Source organism: Catenuloplanes nepalensis, assembly GCF_030811575.1.
GTDB lineage: Bacteria > Actinomycetota > Actinomycetes > Mycobacteriales > Micromonosporaceae > Catenuloplanes > Catenuloplanes nepalensis.
Genome location: NZ_JAUSRA010000001.1, coordinates 3,064,725 through 3,081,045, shown reverse-complemented (window position 1 = coordinate 3,081,045; position 16,321 = coordinate 3,064,725). Strand labels below are relative to the sequence as shown.

Here is a 16,321-nt window from a genome sequence, read left to right as displayed (position 1 = left end):
GGGCGACTCGGGGGGTCGAGTCGCACTCTCCTGCCGGTAACCGGCCCTAGCCGGTCGACAGATTGATTCCCGCCTCCGCCGGATTTCAATCCACCCTGATGCCCAACTTCCTACATCGTTTAGGTGACGGGTCCCACACCGTCCGAAAGGCATACATCGCGTTCCCGTCGTTGGCCGGGTACAGCCCGCATGCTCGCGCGGGCACTGAGCCAACCCGGGACCGAGCCCCGGACCCCACGCCCCGGCAAGCCGCCAACCACAGGCCTCCTTTCCCGCGTGACATTCGTGATCAGATTCGGCGGTGCGACCATGCCGGGAACATCGCGGCCGGTGTCCGGGGTCTGGGGTGGCGTCGCAGGTTTCGCTGATGTGGAGTTTGCAGCCGGCCGTCGCTCCCTCACCGAACTGGCCGACCTCGTCGAACATTTGCTGACCATGTCTCGCTGACCGCCGCCCGCAGCACATGCGCCCCTGCGCCAGAGCCGGAACCGGAGGCGCATCGCGGCCGATATCCGGCGGGCGGGCCCGCACAAGATCCTTCCAGCCCAGGTTGCTGTTTCAGCCCGCACGAAACAGCAACCCGGGCTGGAAGGATCTAGGATTCCGCATCGCGGAAGATCCATCCCGCGAGGTGGACGCAATCGACAGCCGCTACGTGACGGCGGGTGGCCACGGGCACTGCCCGCCGGAAGTTCCCGGGGGAACGCGGGCCGTCGCCGCGCTCCTTCCTTCGGACCCGCCGTGGTCCGAGAATCCCCGCGCGAACGCCAACGGAAGGACGCTGCCGAGGGCGCGGCCGGGCCCGCGGCATCGTGGAACCCGCGGGCTTTTGGTGACCGCGTCGGCACCGGCTCCGACGCGGCGACCGGAGCGGCGACGGAGGCCGCCGCGAGCGTTCGCCCGCGGGAGCGGCTCCGTTGCCCATTCGGCATCGGAAGCCGCGAGCCCCGCCCGGAGACCGGAAGCACCAGCCCGAAATTTCGCATTATTTCCGCCATGGCTCGGACAGCGTCGAGCAGAAGCCGGCGTGGTGGTCGAGCTGTCGCGACCACTCATGCCCGAAGGATCATTGACCGACACGAAAGAGAGGTCGAATATCGAAGTCGACCTCTCTTTCGTGTCGGTCAATGATCCTTCGCGGCGAGCCACCGCCGAACGGGCAACAGAGTCGCTCCCCGCGGGCAAACCTCGCGGCGGCCTCCGCCGCCGCTCCGGTCGCCGCGTCGGAGCCGGTGCCGATGCTGGTCACCGAAGAACAACGCGGCCCGCGGCCACCCGGCCCCCGGCCACCCGGCCCCCGGTCACCCGGCCCCCGGCCGCGTCGCCCGGCAGCGGGCCGGTCGCCGAAGATCACACGCCCGGTGTCCGGCCGGGGGCCGGTCAGCGGACCGTGTTGGCGTGACGATGGCTCCCGATCTCCATGCGCGGCGCTCCGACGACCTGATCAAGGTGTGGTTCAGGTTCGTGCCGTGGGAGGGCTGGCTGCCGTAGGACACCGAGGGTCTGTGGGCGGCCCGGCTGACCGAGGACAGGCGGGAAGACGGTCTCGGTGTGACGCTGATGGCCGGGTGCGGGCGTCCGGGCACTGTGTCGTCCGGGTTTTGCCGGTGCCGGCCGGCGCGCTGGGCCCGAACGCGCCGGCCGTCCGCGCCGCTTTCGCTCGTTGCGGCCTGCTCGGCGAGGTGTTCAGCGCCGAGTTGCCGTTCGTGGCGTTCGACATACCGGCCGACGCCGACTTCGCCGGGATCGAGCAGGTCCTTGGGACGGGCAGGCCCAGGGCTGGTGGCATTTCGAGGTCGGTAGCGGAACCGATCGCCGGTGGAACGCAGTGGCCGGTCGGACGTCCACGCGGCAGCCGGCACCGGGCAGAGGAGACGCCGGCGCGTGACCGAGATAGCCGTATCGTGGGGTTGGACGCTCATCCGTGCCATTCGGGACCGAATTGCCGGACGGGTGCATATCGCGTTCCGAGCCGTACGGAAACAGATTTGATCATGGGTTTGGTTTGTCGCATACGATCCGGCGCCGTGAAGAACATTCGCCTGATGGCGTCTACCGTTTTCTGTGCCTCCGCTCTCGCCCTGTCCGCCTGCGGTGGCGGCGACGACTCGAACACCGGCGCCTCCGCCCCGGCGACGTCGGGCGCTCCGGTCGCCACGACCGGCGCGCCGGCCACGTCGGAGGCTCGGGCCGCGGCTGCCGCGGCTGCCGCGTCGGACAAGGAGATCTGCGACGCGGCTGTCAGGGCCACGACCGCGTTCACGAAGAAGCTGACCGAGACGCTGCAGGCCGGCAAGGAGTTCAGCAACGCGGACGTCCAGGCCGCCTGGACCGCCATGGCCACCGAGCTGGCCGTCGCAGAGGGTGGCGACAGCGCCGTGGCCAAGGCCGCGCAGACCCTGACCGCTGAGCTCAAGACGGCCGCCGCGGCGCCCGACCCGACCGTGGCCGAGGAGTCGCCCGCCTACCAGAAGGCCGGCGCCGACCTCGACGCCGCCTGCAAGGCCGTGGGCGTCGACATCAACTTCAGCTGACCGCGCCGGCGTTCCCGGGCCGCCGGTCCGGGAACGCCCCGGCAGCCGCGGGCAGTCGGCGACGCGACCCGGCGCGTCGCCCGGAGCTGCGGTGCGGCATCGTCAGAATCTCATTTGATCATGGGATCGGTTGTCGCATACGATTCGGCGCCGTGAAGAACATTCGCCTGATGGCGTCTACCGTTTTCTGTGTCTCCGTTCTGGCGCTGTCCGCGTGTGGCGGCGACGACTCGACCACCGAGACCGACGCGGCCGCTCCAGCGCCGTCGGCGGCTGCCGCGACCACCGGTGCGCCGGCCGCGTCCGAGGCGCCGGCCGCCGCCGGGGCCTCGGACAAGGAGATCTGCGAGGCCGCCGTGGCCAGCACCAACGCGTTCAAGAAGGAGATGCTCGACGCGGTGGCGGCGGGCAAGGAGGTCGACACGAAGAAGGCCTGGTCGGACCTGGCCGGCACGCTCGCCGTGGCCGAGGGTGGGACCAGCGACGTCGCGGAGGCGGCGCAGGTCTACGCGACCGAGTTGAAGACGGCCGCCGCGGCCGCCGACCCGGTGGCGGCCGGTGAGTCGCCGTCGTTCGGCAAGGCCGGCACGGACTTCGACGCCGCCTGCACCGCCGTCGGCGTCCCGACGATCGGCTAGTCACCCGGCGGGCCCGCGGGAGCGGGCCTTCCGTCCGGAAGCCGCCCGGCACCGCGAAGCCGGGCGGCTTCGCCGTCCTGTGGGGTGCGTCGGCGCACCGGCGCGGGCACCGAGACCGTCGCGGGTCGCGACCGTGAAGAGGGCCGCCGGTGGCACCGATCATCGGTTTACCGGGCCTTCGGCATCAGGGGTGAACGGCGAACCTCTACAGCGAGATGTCGGGCGTGCAGCGCCCGGACGGCCGGCACCGCTCGAACGTCGACTCGGCGGCTCGGTAGGACGCGCCGCGTGGATGTCGCCAACAGCGCTGGATCTGGCCGCAGGGCCGGAACTCCTCAGGCGGCGGGCCGAGCCTGCCGAAGCGTGAGCACCATCATGTGCACGGTGCGCGGGCCGGCAACGCCGTCGGTGGGCAGCCCCACGGCGGCCTGGAAGCGGCGCACCGCGCGGGTCATCGCGTCCGGCGAGCCGTCGCCGGTACCGACCCGGAGGGCCTCGAGCAGCCGCCGGACCGTGCGGTCGTCGGCCGGTGGGTTGGCCGTGGCGTCCACGATTCCGGACAGCGCCCTGGCCAGCGCGTTGATCGTCTTCGTCACCGTCATCGGGTCCTCCCTGGAAGCCGGGTTCCCTTCCAGGATGCCGACGCGCAGCTGTGCGTACCTCCGGCAAAGGACCTGAACCGGCTATGGATCCGCTACGACTTTCGGCCTATCCGGACCCGTAAGGAACCGTTCGGGGGTACGCGTAAGGCGTACCCCCGAATCGGGTTAATCGGTCACGGTGCCGGTCAGCGGCGGTCGCTCGTCGAAGATCGACTGTAGTTCGACGGTCTCCGCGGGCTCGGCCGCGCCGTCCCGGATCGTGGGGATGGTGAACTCCGCGGTCAGCTCGCCCGCGGGGATGTACGGCCACCAGTAGACGACCTCGGACAGCGGCCTGGCCGGTTCCGCCGGCACGCCGAACGTGTCCATCAGCCACCCCGGGTCGACGTCGGCGGTGGACAGTTCCCGGCCGCCGGCCGGCGGGAACGCGACGAACAGCACCTCGTCGTAGTCGGACTCCGACGGCGCGGAGAGCGTGAGCCGCCAGGTGAGCGTGCCGCCCTCGGTGACGGCGCCGGTGACCGCCGCTACGGTGACGGTGCCGGCCGGGTCGTCGTCGCGGATGTCGACCGTGCCGACGTGGTCGCCGACGACCACGCCGGCCTCCGCCTTGGCCAGCACCTCGACGATCTCGCGGTCATGGTTCCAGACGTCGTCACCGCGTACCGTGACCGGCACGTCGATCCTGGTCTGTCCCGGCCGGATCGTGGCGGTCCAGGTCACGCTGGAGGCACCGTTCGGCTGCACGATGGACAGGCGGACGCGGCCGGAGCCGCTGCCGGTGATCGAGACCGGGATCTGGTAGGTCCGCTCGTCGCCGGGACCGCCCTCGGTGACCACGCGGCCGGCGACGTCGACGCGCGGCAGCACGGTGGTGCGCGGGTCGGGCGTGCCGGGTGACCAGCCCCAGGCGTCGATCAGCCAGGCGGTGCCGGTCGCGGCGCGGGGCGTGAGCACGAGGCTCGCCACGTCCCGGACGCCCTTGCGCGGCACCCGGACCTCCTGCGCCCAGACCGGCGTGCCGGTGACTCCGGCCGGCAGCCCGGCCGGCGTCACGTCGCCGAGCGCGGTGGTCCGCCCGGCCGAATCGGTCACGGACACGCCGAACGTGGTCGCCGGCGCGTTCTCCGGCACGGCGAGGCGCAACGCCAGGTGCGAGGCGCTGCCGAGCCGGGCGGCGGTGGGCGGGGTGACCGTCATCGGGGTGCCGGCGGTCGACCAGTCGTAGCGGATCGCGTGCCGGCCTGGCTCGTCGAACAGCCACCGGAACGCGGCGAAGTGCGGCGAGGCGTAGATCGGGAACGGCAGGCACGCGACGTCGGCGTCCAGGCTGGCCTGGTCGCAGAGGCGCGCGCCGCCGGAGGTGCGGTAGCCGCCGGCGGGCAGGACCGCGGGAGTGCGGTTGCCGCCGACCGCGTGGCTGAGCACCCGGGCCGGGTCGGCCGACGGCGCCCGGCGTCCGGTGCCGTCCAGCAGCGGCCGGACCCGGTCGTCGCCGGCGACGAAGAGCCGGGCCGCGGCCGCGAGGTAGGTGGCGCCCATCGTCTGCTGCACGGCCGCGGGCAGCCGGACCGGCGAGTCCGGCCCGCACACCCGGTCCTCCGGGATCCTCCAGTCGTCCGACGCGGGCGCGACGGCCTGGCCGGGCGTCCACTCGGTGTTGAAGAAGTTGTGGTTCGCGCCGATCGCGTAGAGCACGCTGTGCAGCGCGCGGCCCTTACTGACGCCGCGGGTGGCGTCCGCGAACAGCTGACCCTGGAGGTCGATGACGTCGCCGTCACAACCGGGCAGAATCGTCACCGAGGGTACGTCCGGCGCCGGATTCTGCCCGAAGATCGTCGGCCCGAGCAGCACCAGGCCGCGGATCGTCCACGGGGCCGGCCGGCCCGGGGTGAGCGAGTCGATCGCGGCCCGGTTGACGCCCTCGCCGCCGCGCGAGTGACCCATCAGCAGCACCCGGGACATGTCCGCGGCCGGGACGGACCGCACGATCGCGGGTGCGGCGGCCGGGTCGGCCCACAGCGCGAGGTGCCGGCGGACCAGCGCGGAGCGGGCGTCCGCACCGGCCTCGTCGAGCTCGGCGTCCTGGCCGTTGATGCCGTTCGCCGCGATCGACACCGTGATGTAGCCCTGCGAGGCCAGCAGCTCCTGGGACTGCAGGTAGCCGAGGTGGCTGGGGACGGGCACGCTGCCGGGCGCGCACGGCCAGTCGAGGACGAAGTCGGAGCCGCCGTCCGGCGCGTAGCACCACAGGTGCCGGCCGTGCAGGAACAGCGCGAGCGGCCGGGCGCCGGGGGCGTCGCGCGGCGCGACGACCTCGGCGAGCATCTCCACCGGCGCGGGCAGGCCGGGCAGCGTCACGGCGGGAAGTTCGTAGCCTCCCCGTACCGTCGGATATGGGCCTTTGATGCCTGGATCGACCGGGTTCGGTGGCAGGGGCGCCGGGATGACGGGGTCGGTGGCCGGTGCCCGGGACGCGATCGGTGCGTCGAGCGCGCGACCGCCGACCTTCACGGTGAGACCGTCCGGCAACGGCGCGGCGCCCACGCGGAGGCGGAGCGTGCGCTGGTCGGCGTCGGGCGTGGGGCGGCCGAGCAGCCGGTCGCCGGCCCAGAACTCGACCATGGCGTCGCCGATCGGCACCACCGTGTCGGAGCGCCAGGTCAGCCGGCCGTCCTCCACGGACCAGCCGGGGGCGTCACCGGGCGGGGTGGCCGACACCGGAACGCCGGTGCCGGCCACCAGGACCGCGGCGAGCGCGGCCGTTACCAGGGTTCTTCGCATGAACACTGTCTAGTGCATGCACATCGATATTTCGATCCCTATGGGCGCAGCAGGGTCTTGATCGCGCGGCGCTCGTCCATCGCCGCGTAGCCCTCGGCCGCCTCCTCCAGCGGCAGGTCCAGATCGAAGACCCGGCCGGGGTTGATCGTACGGTCGCCGATCAGGCCCATCAGCTCGGGCAGGAACCGGCGCACCGGTGCCGGGCCGCCGTGCAGGCGCACCAGCGACCAGAACATCTCCATGCCGTCGATGCTCACGTCGTGGGTGACGCCGACGAAGCCGACGTCGCCGCCGGGACGGGCGGAGCGGATCGCCTGCGTCATCGACTCCTGCGTGCCGACCGCCTCGATGACCGAGTGCGCGCCGAGCCCGCCGGTCAGGTCCTTGATCCGGGCGATGCCGTCGTCGCCGCGCTCGGTGACGACGTCGGTCGCGCCGAACTCGCGGGCCAGCCGCTGGCGGGACTCGTGCCGGCTCATCGCGATGATCCGTTCCGCGCCGAGCTGCTTCGCGGCCAGGACCGCGAGCAGGCCGACGGCGCCGTCGCCGACGACCGCGACCGTCCTCCCCGGCCCGGCCTGGGCGGCGACCGCGGCGAACCAGCCGGTGCCGAGCACGTCGGAGGCGGCCAGGTAGTCCGGCACCAGGTCGGCCGGCGGCACCTCGGGCGTCGCGACCAGCGTGCCGTCCGCGAGCGGCACGCGCAGGTACTGCGCCTGCGAACCCAGCGCCCCCATCGGGACGCGGTGCACGCACGCGCTCTGGTAGCCGGCCCGGCACAGCTCACAGGTGTTGTCCGACGCCCAGAACGAGCCGACCACGAACTGGCCGGGCCGCAGCGTGCTCACCTCGGCGCCGACCTCCTCGACGATCCCGGCGTACTCGTGGCCCATCCGGGCCGGCCCGTCGACCTTGTCGGTCCCGCGGTACGGCCACAGGTCCGAACCGCAGACACAGGTCGCGGAGACGCGGATGACCGCGTCCGTGGCCGCCTCGATCCGCGGATCGGGCAGGTCCTCCACCCGGACGTCGCCGGGTGCGTGCATGACGACGCCACGCATGATGTGTTCTCCCTCGTCCAGGACGTGTACGTCCTCCAGGAAACGCCATCCGCGGGCGCCGTGGGAGTCACTGACGAAACACGTACCGCCAGGGCACCTCTGTCTCGTTTCCGCGCCGCTCTCGACCGCGCGGGCGGCGACTGCTCGGATGACGTCAGTCGCAAATGGACACCTGGAGGTGAGCGACGATGCAACGCACAGCGGCCGTCGCGGCTGCGATCACGATCATCATCATCGGTACGCCGGGCCCGGCGCACGCCGCACCCGGCGCGCTGGACCCGGCGTTCGGCACCGGCGGGATCGTCGTCCGTGACACGCCCACCGACGACAAGCTCAACGCACTGGCCGCGCTGCCGGGCGGTGCCACGCTCGCGGCCGGCGCGCAGGGCCCCGACACACTGCTGGTGCGGCACCTGCCGGACGGCACGCCCGACCCGGCGTTCGGCACCGGCGGCAGCGTGGTCATCGACGTCGGCGGGCTCGGCCTGACCGACGTCGGCCGTGGCGTGGCCGTGCAGCCGGACGGCCGGCTGCTCGTCGCGGGCTCGGCCGGCACTCGGTTCGCCGTCTCCCGGTTCATGGCCGACGGCACCCCGGACACGTCGTTCGGCACCGCCGGCACCACGCTCGCCCCGGCGGGCAGCGCGTACGGCTCCGCCAGCGCGGTCGCCGTGGCACCGGACGGAACTGTCGTCGTCGTCAGCGGCGGCACCGGGTTCACGGTCGCCCGGTTCCTCGCCGACGGCACCCCGGACACCTCGTTCGGCACCGCCGGCGTGGTCAGCGGCACGGTCGCCGGCCCCTCCCCGAACGGCGGCGGCAGCCCGATCGAGGGCCCGAGCGCGGTGGTGGTGCAGCCGGACGGCGGCATCGTGGTCGGCGGGACCTCCGGCTGGAACTACGGTCGGCACCTGATCGCGGTCGAGCTCACGCTGGTCCGCTACCTGCCGTCCGGCGCCCGCGACCCGTCGTTCGGCAACGGCGGCGTGGTCCGTCCCGCGCTCACGCCGGGTGGCTCGTCGGCCCACCAGGTGCTGCTGCGCCCGGACGGCCGGATCGTGGCGGTCGGCGCGGCCGGCTCCCAGCCGGTCGGCGGCCTCCCGGACGACGTGGTCGTCGCCCAGTACCTGCCGGACGGCACGCCCGACCCGGCGTTCGGCACCGGCGGCGTCACCTACACCGACGTCACCGGCGCGGGCGGTGACGACGCCGGCACCGACGCGGCGCTGCTGCCCGACGGGAGCCTTGTCGTCGGCGGCTACGCGTTGCGCGACTCGGGCCCGTCCTCGTTCCTGGCCGCCCGCTACACCCCCACCGGCACCCTCGACCCGTCCTTCGGCACCGGCGGCGTCGTCGCCGACGTGCTGCTGCCCGGCCGCATCTTCGAGCAGGGCCTGGCCGTCGCCGTGCACCCGTCCGGCCCGCTCGTCATCGGCGGCAAGTCCTACACCCCGGCCACGCTCTACGACCTGACCCTCGCCGCCTACCAACTGTGACAGCGCACCCCGCCGGGCGGTCACCGGCTACGTCCCGGGCGGATCCGGTGACCGCCGTGTCACATGGCGGTGAGCAGCTCGCGGATGTCCTGGCCCGCGCCGGCGGCGTACTCGGCGTCGAAGTCGGCGCCGAGCCGCTCGCGCAGCGTCGTGCGCAGCGCGGCCTGGTCGGCGGCGTAGCCCGCGACGAGGACCTCGCCGGTGGCGGCGAGCACGGACTCCACCGCCGCCAGCCGGCGAGTGGCCAGGCGGGTGTCGCCCTGGGCCTCGGCCAGGATCGCGCCCGCGAACGCGTGGTGGGTCAGCATCGCGGCGTCGGTGTCGTGCGCGTCGAGCGCGTGCCGCCGGCTCGCGAAGAGCAGCTCGGTGGCGCGGGCGGCGTCGCCGAGTTTGAGTGCGATGGTGGCGAGGTTGAACTGCTCACGCGCGACCGTCCTGGCGTCGCCCCACCGCTCGTTGAGCGCGAGACTGCGCGTGAACGCGTCGCGAGCCTTCTCCAGGTCACCGGCGACGAGTTCCACCGCGGCCGCCACGTGCACGGGAACCAGTTCCAGTGCCGGGTCCCCGCCGGCGCCCGCACGATCGGCGGCCTCGCCCGCCAGCCGCCGTGCCGTGCCGTAGTCGCCGCGGAACATGGCGGTGCGGGCCAGCATGGATATCGCCTCCACCTCGCCGGCAAGATCTCCGGCGTCCCGCGCCCGGACGAGTTCCACATCGCTCAGCCGCTGCATGGTGTCGGTATCGCCACGGCGCAACGCGGCCCGGGCCTCGCTGAGGTACGTCATTGATCAAGGATCACACCGTCGTCGCGGTGCCACGCATCGGGGCATCGATCAGCAGCCGGCCGGCTGTGCCGGGCAGCGGCCGGTAGCTGCTCATGGCGCGAAGCCGTCTCCGGACAGTGCGTAGGTGACGACGACCGCCTGCTCGGCCGTCTCATGCGCCGGGACGTGACTCGCCGGGCCGGCGAGCGTCTGGAGTCGTCGTGGCACGTGTCCCGGTGCGTGGCGTTCACCGGCCGGCCGCATCAGCAGACCGGTCACTCCGGCCAGGGTGGTGGCCGGGACGGCAGTGGGGCACCCTGCACGTGCCGCGGGTGGTCCCGGAAACCGCAGCGGGCTCGCCGCATGGAGACAGCCGAGGAGAGCGCGGGTGCTGGTGCGCCAGACTCCGCTCGCGCGGAGTCACCGAATTGAACGGTGTAGGAGGAAGCGCCCGCATGGCCTCGGCTGTCAGCGCCGATGCTACCCGGGGATCAGCTCGGTGAGCCGGTCCAGGGGGTAGATGTCGGAGCCGTCCGGCAGGTCCGCCGGTGCCTCCAGGCCGATGAACGTGACCGGCTCGTCCGGCGCGCGGCCGTCCCACACGCGCACGTCGGCGCGGGCCCGCCACAGGTCGGCCAGATCGCCGACGGTCAGGTAGCGGCGCTCGACCAGCGCGCGAACCCGGTCGGCGATGGTGAACGTGTTGCCCTCCACCCGGTTGAACGACGGCGTGCCCCGCAGGTAGAGGTGCAGCCAGATGGCCTGCCAGCCGTGCGCGCCCTCGGCGAACACGATCGGCAGCGCGACCCGGCCGTCGCCGCGCAGCTCGGAGCGGGCGCGGACGGTGCGCGCGTCGAACGGCATGCCGCGCTGGCGCTTCGCCCGCGTCTGGTAGCCGAACATCGACTCGGCGACCTCGTCGAACGACTCCCCCGCGTAGATGTTGACCTGCGGCACCACGTAGCGCTCGCCCTTGGCGCGCGGCACGTCGATGAACTCGGTCGCGCCGGCGGGTGCCTCGGTCAGGTCGCCGGAGTGCACGATGCTGGTGTGGCGCAGGTTCGTCCACGAGACCTGGCCCGCGGTGTGGAAGTCGCGGTCGAGCAGCAGCACGGACAGGTCGTAGTCGGTGCGCCGCCCGGCCTGCCGCCAGTACGTGAAGAAGCGCAGCAGGTCGCCGGTGACCGTGGCCCGCGAGCCGCGCGGCAGCACCGCGAAACCGCCGGCCGAGGCCTTGCCGGACAGTGGCAGCGCCACGTCCCGCACGGCCGGGTCGACCAGCAGCGGCCGGTCGAGCGCGGGCAGCCGCGCGGCGATCTCCGCGTCGAGCAGCGCGGACAGCTCCGCGACCAGGTCGTCCGGCAGCGGCGCCCGGGTGTCCGGGCCGACCCAGGCCCGCCGGGAGCGGCCCACGAACATGCGGGCGGACGCGGGTACGCGCCGGTTGGCGACGTGCTCGCGCAGTGAGCACAGCACCCGGCCGGACGCGCTTCCGAGCGCGCCGGCGACCGCGCCGACGACCGTGGCCCGCGAGTCCGCGGGCGCGGACCGCAGCAGCCGGTCCGCGGAGCGCAGCAGCAGACCGGGCGCGGTGGACAGCGCGGACGCGGCCGCGCCGACGTCACCGGTGCGGAACGCGGCCTCGGCGCGACCGGCCGGCGACGGCACCCGGCGCTCGCCGCGGGCGACCGCGAACACGTCCCGTGCGTGCGGCCACTGCGGGAACTCGTGCGGGTGCAGGCGCTCACCGAGCCGCTTCCAGCGCTCCGCGTACCGCGCGACGTCGCCGAGCTTGGCCGGGCTGGCCGTGACCACGTCGTGCAGCGCGGCCAGCAGCACCCGGCGCTCCCGGCGCGGGAACGCCCGGAACCGGGTCGGCCCGGCCAGCGTCGCGTCGCCGCCGGAGACGTGGCAGGCCAGGCGCAGCACGTCGGTCGTGGTGTCGACCGCGACCAGCGGGCGGCCGAGGACGAGCCGGACGCCGTTGAGCACGGCCCGGTTCTCCCGGACCGGGATCGCGGCCGGCTGCGGGCCGTCCACGCAGGCGAGCGCGAGCTGGCTCAGCGCCGCCAGGCCGGCCTCGCCGAGCGGTGTGGCACCGCCGGCCATCGCCAGGTAGAGCCGCTCCGCCTCGGCCTCGGCGGTGTCTCCGAGGCGCAGCAGCGTGAGGCGGTCACCGGCCGACGCGATCAGCGCGTCGTGGGCGGCCAGCAGATCCGCGTACGTGTGCTGATAGGTGCCGTAACCGGGCAGGTCGAGCAGGTTCACCGGCCCGGGCGGGCCCCCGCCGGCGTGCACGGCCGCGCCCATCCGCTCCGCCCAGAACTCCAGCGTGTCCGGCACACCGTCCGGGAACCGCAGAAAGTACGCGTTGTGCCGCACGTGGTCGCCGACCAGCTCCCGGACCGCGCCCACGGCCGTGACCGCGAGGTCCATCGCCGGCCCCGGGGCCAGCCGGCCCACGTGCTCCAGCAGCTCGCGCGACGCGGCGAACCCGGCGTCGAGCAGCACCGCGTCCAGCTGGCGGGCCACGGCCCCGCCGTCGCCGGCCGCACCGGTGCTGGCCGGCACGCGCAGCGTCCTCGCAATGATCAGCTTCTCCAGCATGCGCGCCTCCCCTCATCGACAGTGGGCCGCCGGGGACTCGAACCCCGCACCTCCGGGTCCAGAAAGGAGAAGGAAGCACCCCCATGACCGTACGAGGACGGAGAGCGGACGCACTACCAAGCCCGGTGCTCTAGCCGGCTGAGCTAGCGACCCACACGCGATCTTCACACGCCCGCACGACCCGGGCAATCGACTTACCTCCGGCGGGCTACGCCGGACGAGGTGGCCACGCTGCCGTGTTCCTCGCGGTGGCCGTGTTCACGCGAGCGCGCGCTCCGACGCGTCCCAGAGCCGGGCGGCGATCTCCGGGGTGAAGATCCGCCGGGTGAGCCGGGGCAGCCGCCCGCCCGCGTAGAAGCCGCCGTTGCGCAGGTCGCCCGCCGGCGACGTGATCAGGGGCAGCATGGCCGCGGCGGACCGCTCCGGGCTGATCAGGAACGGCGCGTACCGGAAGAAGTACCGCAACGCCGTGTCGTCGCCGATGTTCGTGCGCACCAGGCCGGGGTGAAAGCTCATGCTGAGGACGTCCGGCCAGCGCCGGGCCGCCTCCATGGCGAAGAGGATGTTCGCGGCCTTGGTCATCTGGTACGCCGGAACGCTGCGATACCGCTCGGCCGGGATGTTCAGCTCGTCCGGATCGATCCGGACGTTGGCCGCCGGCCGCACCGCGGTGTTGATGATCCGGCCGCCGCGCAGCCGATCCCGCAGCAGCCCACTGAGCAGGAAATGTCCCAGGTGGTTGGCCTGCACCGTCGCCTCGTTGCCGTCCTCGGTGAGCCGGTGGGACAGCACCCGCCGGCCCGCGTTGTTGACCAGGACATCGATGTGCGGGTACGTGTCCAGCAGGTAACCGGCCAGCGCGCGGACCTCGGTCAGCCGCTCGAAGTCGGCCCGGAACCAGCCCGGCTCACGGCCCTGCCCGGCCGCCCGGACCCGGTCGACGGCCGCGTTCAGCCGCCGCTCGGTGCGGCCGACCAGCACGACCCGGAAGCCGCGCGCCGCGAGCTGCTCCGCGGCGGCGAGCCCGATGCCGGAGCTGGCTCCGGTGATGACGACAGTCGCATGATCTTGCATGCCGGCAATCCAACCCCGGGGACGGCCCCGGCGGTAATGCCGATCGGGCAGGGCCGCTCATGCCCGCCAGGCAGTCCACCGCAGGATGTGCTCCACGAACCGGCGGGCGGCCGGGCCGGCGTCCCGCGCCGACGTGCCGACCTCGAGGCGGCTCGCGGACAGGTCCTCGACCGGCCGCACCTGCATGCCGGGCAGCAGCTCCGGCAGCGTCGAGCCGTGCGCGTAGACGACGGCCCGTCCCAGCGCGACCGCGGCGAGCACGTCGGTCACCGAGCCGATCCGCACGCTCTGCCGGCGCGGGCGCCCGTCGACGTCCGAGCCGGTCCAGTGCGCCGCCTCCGCACCGGACATCCCGGACCAGTAGGTGAACGTCTCGTCCCGCAGGTCGGCGACGGTCAGCCGCTCCCGCGCGCCGAGCGGGTGACCGGCGCCGAGCAGGACCATCCGCGGTTCGTCCATGATCGGCTCGACGGCCAGGCCGCGCCGGTCGAAGGAGTCCCGCAGGATCGCCACGTCCGCCGCGCCGGCGCGCAGCGCCTCCGTCGACAGCCAGTCGCGCGGCACCACGTTCACCGCGACGCCGGGATGCCGCGCCTCGAAGTCCCGGCCCGCCGCGGCCACGGCGACGACGTCGCAGGCGGGTGCGGTGACGGTCACCGTCTCCGTCCCGCGGGCCCGGGCGAGCGCCACCCTGGACCGGTCCAGCAGGTCGTAGGCGTCCTTCAGCAGTTCCGATCCGGCCGGCGTGAGTTCGGTGGCGCGCGAACCACGCACCAGCAGCGGCACGCCGACCGTACGCTCCAGCGCACGCAACGCCCGCGACAGCGCCGGCTGCGTCAGCATGAGCCGCCGCGCGGCCCGGGTGATGCTCCCGGTCTCCGCCACGGCGACCAGATATTCGAGGTGTCGCAGTTCCAGGTCGGCCACCCACCGAGAATGCCAGACCGCCACGGTACGCCCTGATCCGCAGATCAGCGGACGATACCGGTACCCGGCCTTGATCCGTGATCGGCTGCGGTCAGTGCCGATCCTGCTCGCCTCCACGCACGGGTTCGTGTCGGGTCCGGAAGGGGCGCTGAGCCGGCTGACCGCGAAGTCGTGCTGATCAGGCCGGCGTGCCGGTGATCGAGGTGCCGGACCTCGTCAGCAGGTAGGTGGTGCGCTCGCCGCTCCAGAAGTGGAACGTGAGCGTGACCGGGCCGTCGGCGACCTCGGCGAAGAACTCCGGCTTGAGCAGGACGGTGCCGACCGCGTAGTCGGGCTGGAAGTGCTGCCAGAACTCCTTGTAGGACGTCCAGTTCGCCGGTCCGGCCGGGGTGCCGTCGGCGTAACGGGCTTCCATGGTGGCGAGCTGGTCGCCGCGGAACAGTGTCGGGATCGCGAACGATGTGGTGGTGCCGGTCGCGGCGGAGTGCACCGGCGGGTCGGAGGTGACGATGTCGACGCGCCACGGCACGCCCGCGGAGAAACGCGCCTCGATGCTCGCGTTGACGCCGTAGGCGCGGTTGCCGGCCAGGCGGGTCAGCGCGGCCGGCGTGAGCGTCAGCGTGCTGCCGGACACCGTGTAGTCCGCGCCCGCCCGCAGCCCGGTCAGGCCCCTGAACGTCAGGCCGTTCAGGTTCAGGGTCAAGGACCGAGCCGAGATCGCGCCGGTACGGGGAAGGTGGATCCGGTCCGCGGACGCGGTTCCGGAGCGGGTGGTCCAGCTCGCCCGGATCATGTCGTGGACGCCCCGATCGCGCCAGGTCAGCGTGGCCCGGTCGAGGAACTGCCCGGCGTCCCACAGCATCGTGGTCAGTCCGCGCACGCGGGCGTGATAGCCGACCGCCTCGAGGAACTTGAGGAACTCGCCGCGCTCGATCACGCCGGGCCGGTTGTGGTCCCAGTTGAGCAGCGCCCACTCGCCGACGATGACCGGGATGCCGCGGGCGGTGAACGTGTTGTGGACGCGGTCGAACGTACCCACGAGGTCCTGTTCGACGGTGGCGTCGTAGCGGATGCCGCCGGCGATGTTGACGCTGAACGGCCAGTAGCCGTAGAAGTGCACGGTCGCGGCCAGGTGTGGATCGTCGAGCGCGTCGAACTCGGCGGCCAGCGCGTCGAGCCGCTCCTGGTCCGCGTTGGTGTGCAGCGTGGGCAGGACGAGCAGGCGGGTGGCGTTGCCGCCGCCGGTCGCCCGGACGAGATCCACGAACGTGGCGTTGAGCGTGGCGAGGGTGCGGTAGTCCTCCGCCGTACCCGCGAATTGGGGTTCGTTGATGCTCTCGAACACCAGTTTCTGGGAGTGGCCGCGGAACTCGGCCGCGATCTGGCCCCACAGCGCGGTGTATCGCTCGGTGTCGGGCGGGGTCGCGTTGAGCCACTGCCACGAGTCGTGATGCAGGTTGATCATCACGTGCAGGCCCTCGGCGAGCGACCAGTCGACGATCTGGCGGACGCGGGCCAGCCACGCCGCGTCGATCGCGTAGGCCGGGGCCGGGCCGTGGTGGTTGCTCCAGGTGATCGGCAGCCGGATCGACTTGTAGCCCTGGGAGCGCACGTGCCGGAGCAGCTCACGGGTGGTGAGCGGGTTTCCCCAGGCGGTCTCGTCCGGGATCGCGTCGAGCGTGTTGCCGAGGTTCCAGCCGGGCTGCATGGCCGCGACGATGGCGACCGGATCCGCGGCGGCGGGTCGTGGGACGCCCGCGCCGGTGGTGAGCAGCGCGGCGATCATGCCGATGATGACGGCGAGTCTTCTCATGAGGATCTCCAGAACGGAGTG

13 protein-coding genes, 1 tRNA gene and 1 pseudogene are annotated in these 16,321 nt (G+C 73.1%); 5 read left to right on the top strand and 10 right to left on the bottom strand.

Going from position 1 to position 16,321, the window contains the following annotated elements; translation table 11 throughout:
* Positions 1–276 precede the first annotated feature (276 nt).
* The 4 genes and pseudogenes from J2S43_RS13050 to J2S43_RS13035 all read left to right on the top strand — a co-directional run bounded on the left by J2S43_RS13050 (position 277) and on the right by J2S43_RS13035 (position 3,172).
* Positions 277–447 (top strand): hypothetical protein, encoded by a 171-nt coding sequence (locus J2S43_RS13050; RefSeq protein ID WP_306829233.1) that lies wholly within the window; start codon positions 277–279, stop codon positions 445–447.
* Positions 448–1,451: 1,004 nt separating this feature from the next.
* A pseudogene (locus J2S43_RS13045) lies at positions 1,452–1,712 on the top strand (hypothetical protein); the annotation flags it as partial.
* 333 nt (positions 1,713–2,045) lie between these two features.
* Positions 2,046–2,534: a hypothetical protein gene (locus J2S43_RS13040; protein WP_306839813.1), complete on the top strand. Its 489-nt coding sequence runs from the start codon at positions 2,046–2,048 to the stop codon at positions 2,532–2,534.
* A 170-nt stretch (positions 2,535–2,704) separates the two neighbouring features.
* The gene (locus J2S43_RS13035) at positions 2,705–3,172 is read left to right on the top strand and encodes a hypothetical protein (RefSeq protein ID WP_306829231.1); all 468 of its coding nucleotides are present in this window, start codon (positions 2,705–2,707) and stop codon (positions 3,170–3,172) included.
* A 335-nt stretch (positions 3,173–3,507) separates the two neighbouring features.
* Here the strand turns inward: J2S43_RS13035 and J2S43_RS13030 are convergent, their stop codons facing one another.
* The 3 genes from J2S43_RS13030 to J2S43_RS13020 all read right to left on the bottom strand — a co-directional run bounded on the left by J2S43_RS13030 (position 3,508) and on the right by J2S43_RS13020 (position 7,619).
* Entirely contained in the window at positions 3,508–3,774 is a 267-nt protein-coding gene (locus J2S43_RS13030; protein WP_306829230.1) for a peptidoglycan-binding domain-containing protein, read from the bottom strand.
* A gap of 165 nt (positions 3,775–3,939) precedes the next feature.
* Positions 3,940–6,558, bottom strand: a complete 2,619-nt coding sequence (locus tag J2S43_RS13025) for a hypothetical protein (RefSeq protein WP_306829229.1) — start codon at positions 6,556–6,558, stop codon at positions 3,940–3,942.
* A gap of 38 nt (positions 6,559–6,596) precedes the next feature.
* Positions 6,597–7,619, bottom strand: a complete 1,023-nt coding sequence (locus tag J2S43_RS13020) for a zinc-dependent alcohol dehydrogenase family protein (protein WP_306829228.1) — start codon at positions 7,617–7,619, stop codon at positions 6,597–6,599.
* Positions 7,620–7,807: 188 nt separating this feature from the next.
* On the opposite strand from J2S43_RS13020, the gene J2S43_RS13015 reads away from it, so the two are divergent.
* Positions 7,808–9,115 carry an NHL repeat-containing protein gene (locus tag J2S43_RS13015; RefSeq protein ID WP_306829227.1) on the top strand — a complete coding sequence of 436 codons (1,308 nt, stop codon included), beginning with the start codon at positions 7,808–7,810 and terminating at the stop codon, positions 9,113–9,115.
* 59 nt (positions 9,116–9,174) lie between these two features.
* Here the strand turns inward: J2S43_RS13015 and J2S43_RS13010 are convergent, their stop codons facing one another.
* From J2S43_RS13010 to J2S43_RS12980, 7 genes are all read right to left on the bottom strand, one after another.
* On the bottom strand, positions 9,175–9,900 hold the full coding sequence (locus J2S43_RS13010) for a tetratricopeptide repeat protein (RefSeq protein WP_306829225.1): 726 nt from the start codon (positions 9,898–9,900) through the stop codon (positions 9,175–9,177).
* Between the two features lie 90 nt (positions 9,901–9,990).
* A complete protein-coding gene (locus tag J2S43_RS13005; protein ID WP_306829224.1) occupies positions 9,991–10,158 on the bottom strand; it encodes a hypothetical protein in 168 nt (55 codons plus the stop codon).
* A 201-nt stretch (positions 10,159–10,359) separates the two neighbouring features.
* A complete protein-coding gene (locus J2S43_RS13000; RefSeq protein ID WP_306829223.1) occupies positions 10,360–12,486 on the bottom strand; it encodes a TerD family protein in 2,127 nt (708 codons plus the stop codon).
* A gap of 22 nt (positions 12,487–12,508) precedes the next feature.
* A tRNA-OTHER gene (locus J2S43_RS12995) sits at positions 12,509–12,639 on the bottom strand.
* A gap of 105 nt (positions 12,640–12,744) precedes the next feature.
* Positions 12,745–13,560, bottom strand: coding sequence for an SDR family NAD(P)-dependent oxidoreductase (locus tag J2S43_RS12990; RefSeq protein WP_306829222.1), 816 nt, complete (start codon positions 13,558–13,560; stop codon positions 12,745–12,747).
* A 57-nt stretch (positions 13,561–13,617) separates the two neighbouring features.
* Positions 13,618–14,487 carry a LysR family transcriptional regulator gene (locus J2S43_RS12985; protein WP_306829221.1) on the bottom strand — a complete coding sequence of 290 codons (870 nt, stop codon included), beginning with the start codon at positions 14,485–14,487 and terminating at the stop codon, positions 13,618–13,620.
* Between the two features lie 178 nt (positions 14,488–14,665).
* Positions 14,666–16,300 carry a cellulase family glycosylhydrolase gene (locus J2S43_RS12980; protein ID WP_306829219.1) on the bottom strand — a complete coding sequence of 545 codons (1,635 nt, stop codon included), beginning with the start codon at positions 16,298–16,300 and terminating at the stop codon, positions 14,666–14,668.
* Positions 16,301–16,321 lie beyond the last annotated feature (21 nt).

Excerpts from the sequence above, each read along its gene's own strand:
- J2S43_RS13040 (WP_306839813.1), top strand. The coding sequence starts at position 2,046 with ATGGCGTCTACCGTTTTCTGTGCCTCCGCTCTCGCCCTGTCCGCCTGC.
- J2S43_RS13035 (WP_306829231.1), top strand. The coding sequence starts at position 2,705 with ATGGCGTCTACCGTTTTCTGTGTCTCCGTTCTGGCGCTGTCCGCGTGT.
- J2S43_RS13030 (WP_306829230.1), bottom strand. The coding sequence starts at position 3,774 with ATGACGGTGACGAAGACGATCAACGCGCTGGCCAGGGCGCTGTCCGGA.
- J2S43_RS13025 (WP_306829229.1), bottom strand. The coding sequence starts at position 6,558 with ATGCGAAGAACCCTGGTAACGGCCGCGCTCGCCGCGGTCCTGGTGGCC.
- J2S43_RS13020 (WP_306829228.1), bottom strand. The coding sequence starts at position 7,619 with ATGCGTGGCGTCGTCATGCACGCACCCGGCGACGTCCGGGTGGAGGAC.
- J2S43_RS13015 (WP_306829227.1), top strand. The coding sequence starts at position 7,808 with ATGCAACGCACAGCGGCCGTCGCGGCTGCGATCACGATCATCATCATC.
- J2S43_RS13010 (WP_306829225.1), bottom strand. The coding sequence starts at position 9,900 with ATGACGTACCTCAGCGAGGCCCGGGCCGCGTTGCGCCGTGGCGATACC.
- J2S43_RS13000 (WP_306829223.1), bottom strand. The coding sequence starts at position 12,486 with ATGCTGGAGAAGCTGATCATTGCGAGGACGCTGCGCGTGCCGGCCAGC.
- J2S43_RS12990 (WP_306829222.1), bottom strand. The coding sequence starts at position 13,560 with ATGCAAGATCATGCGACTGTCGTCATCACCGGAGCCAGCTCCGGCATC.
- J2S43_RS12980 (WP_306829219.1), bottom strand. The coding sequence starts at position 16,300 with ATGAGAAGACTCGCCGTCATCATCGGCATGATCGCCGCGCTGCTCACC.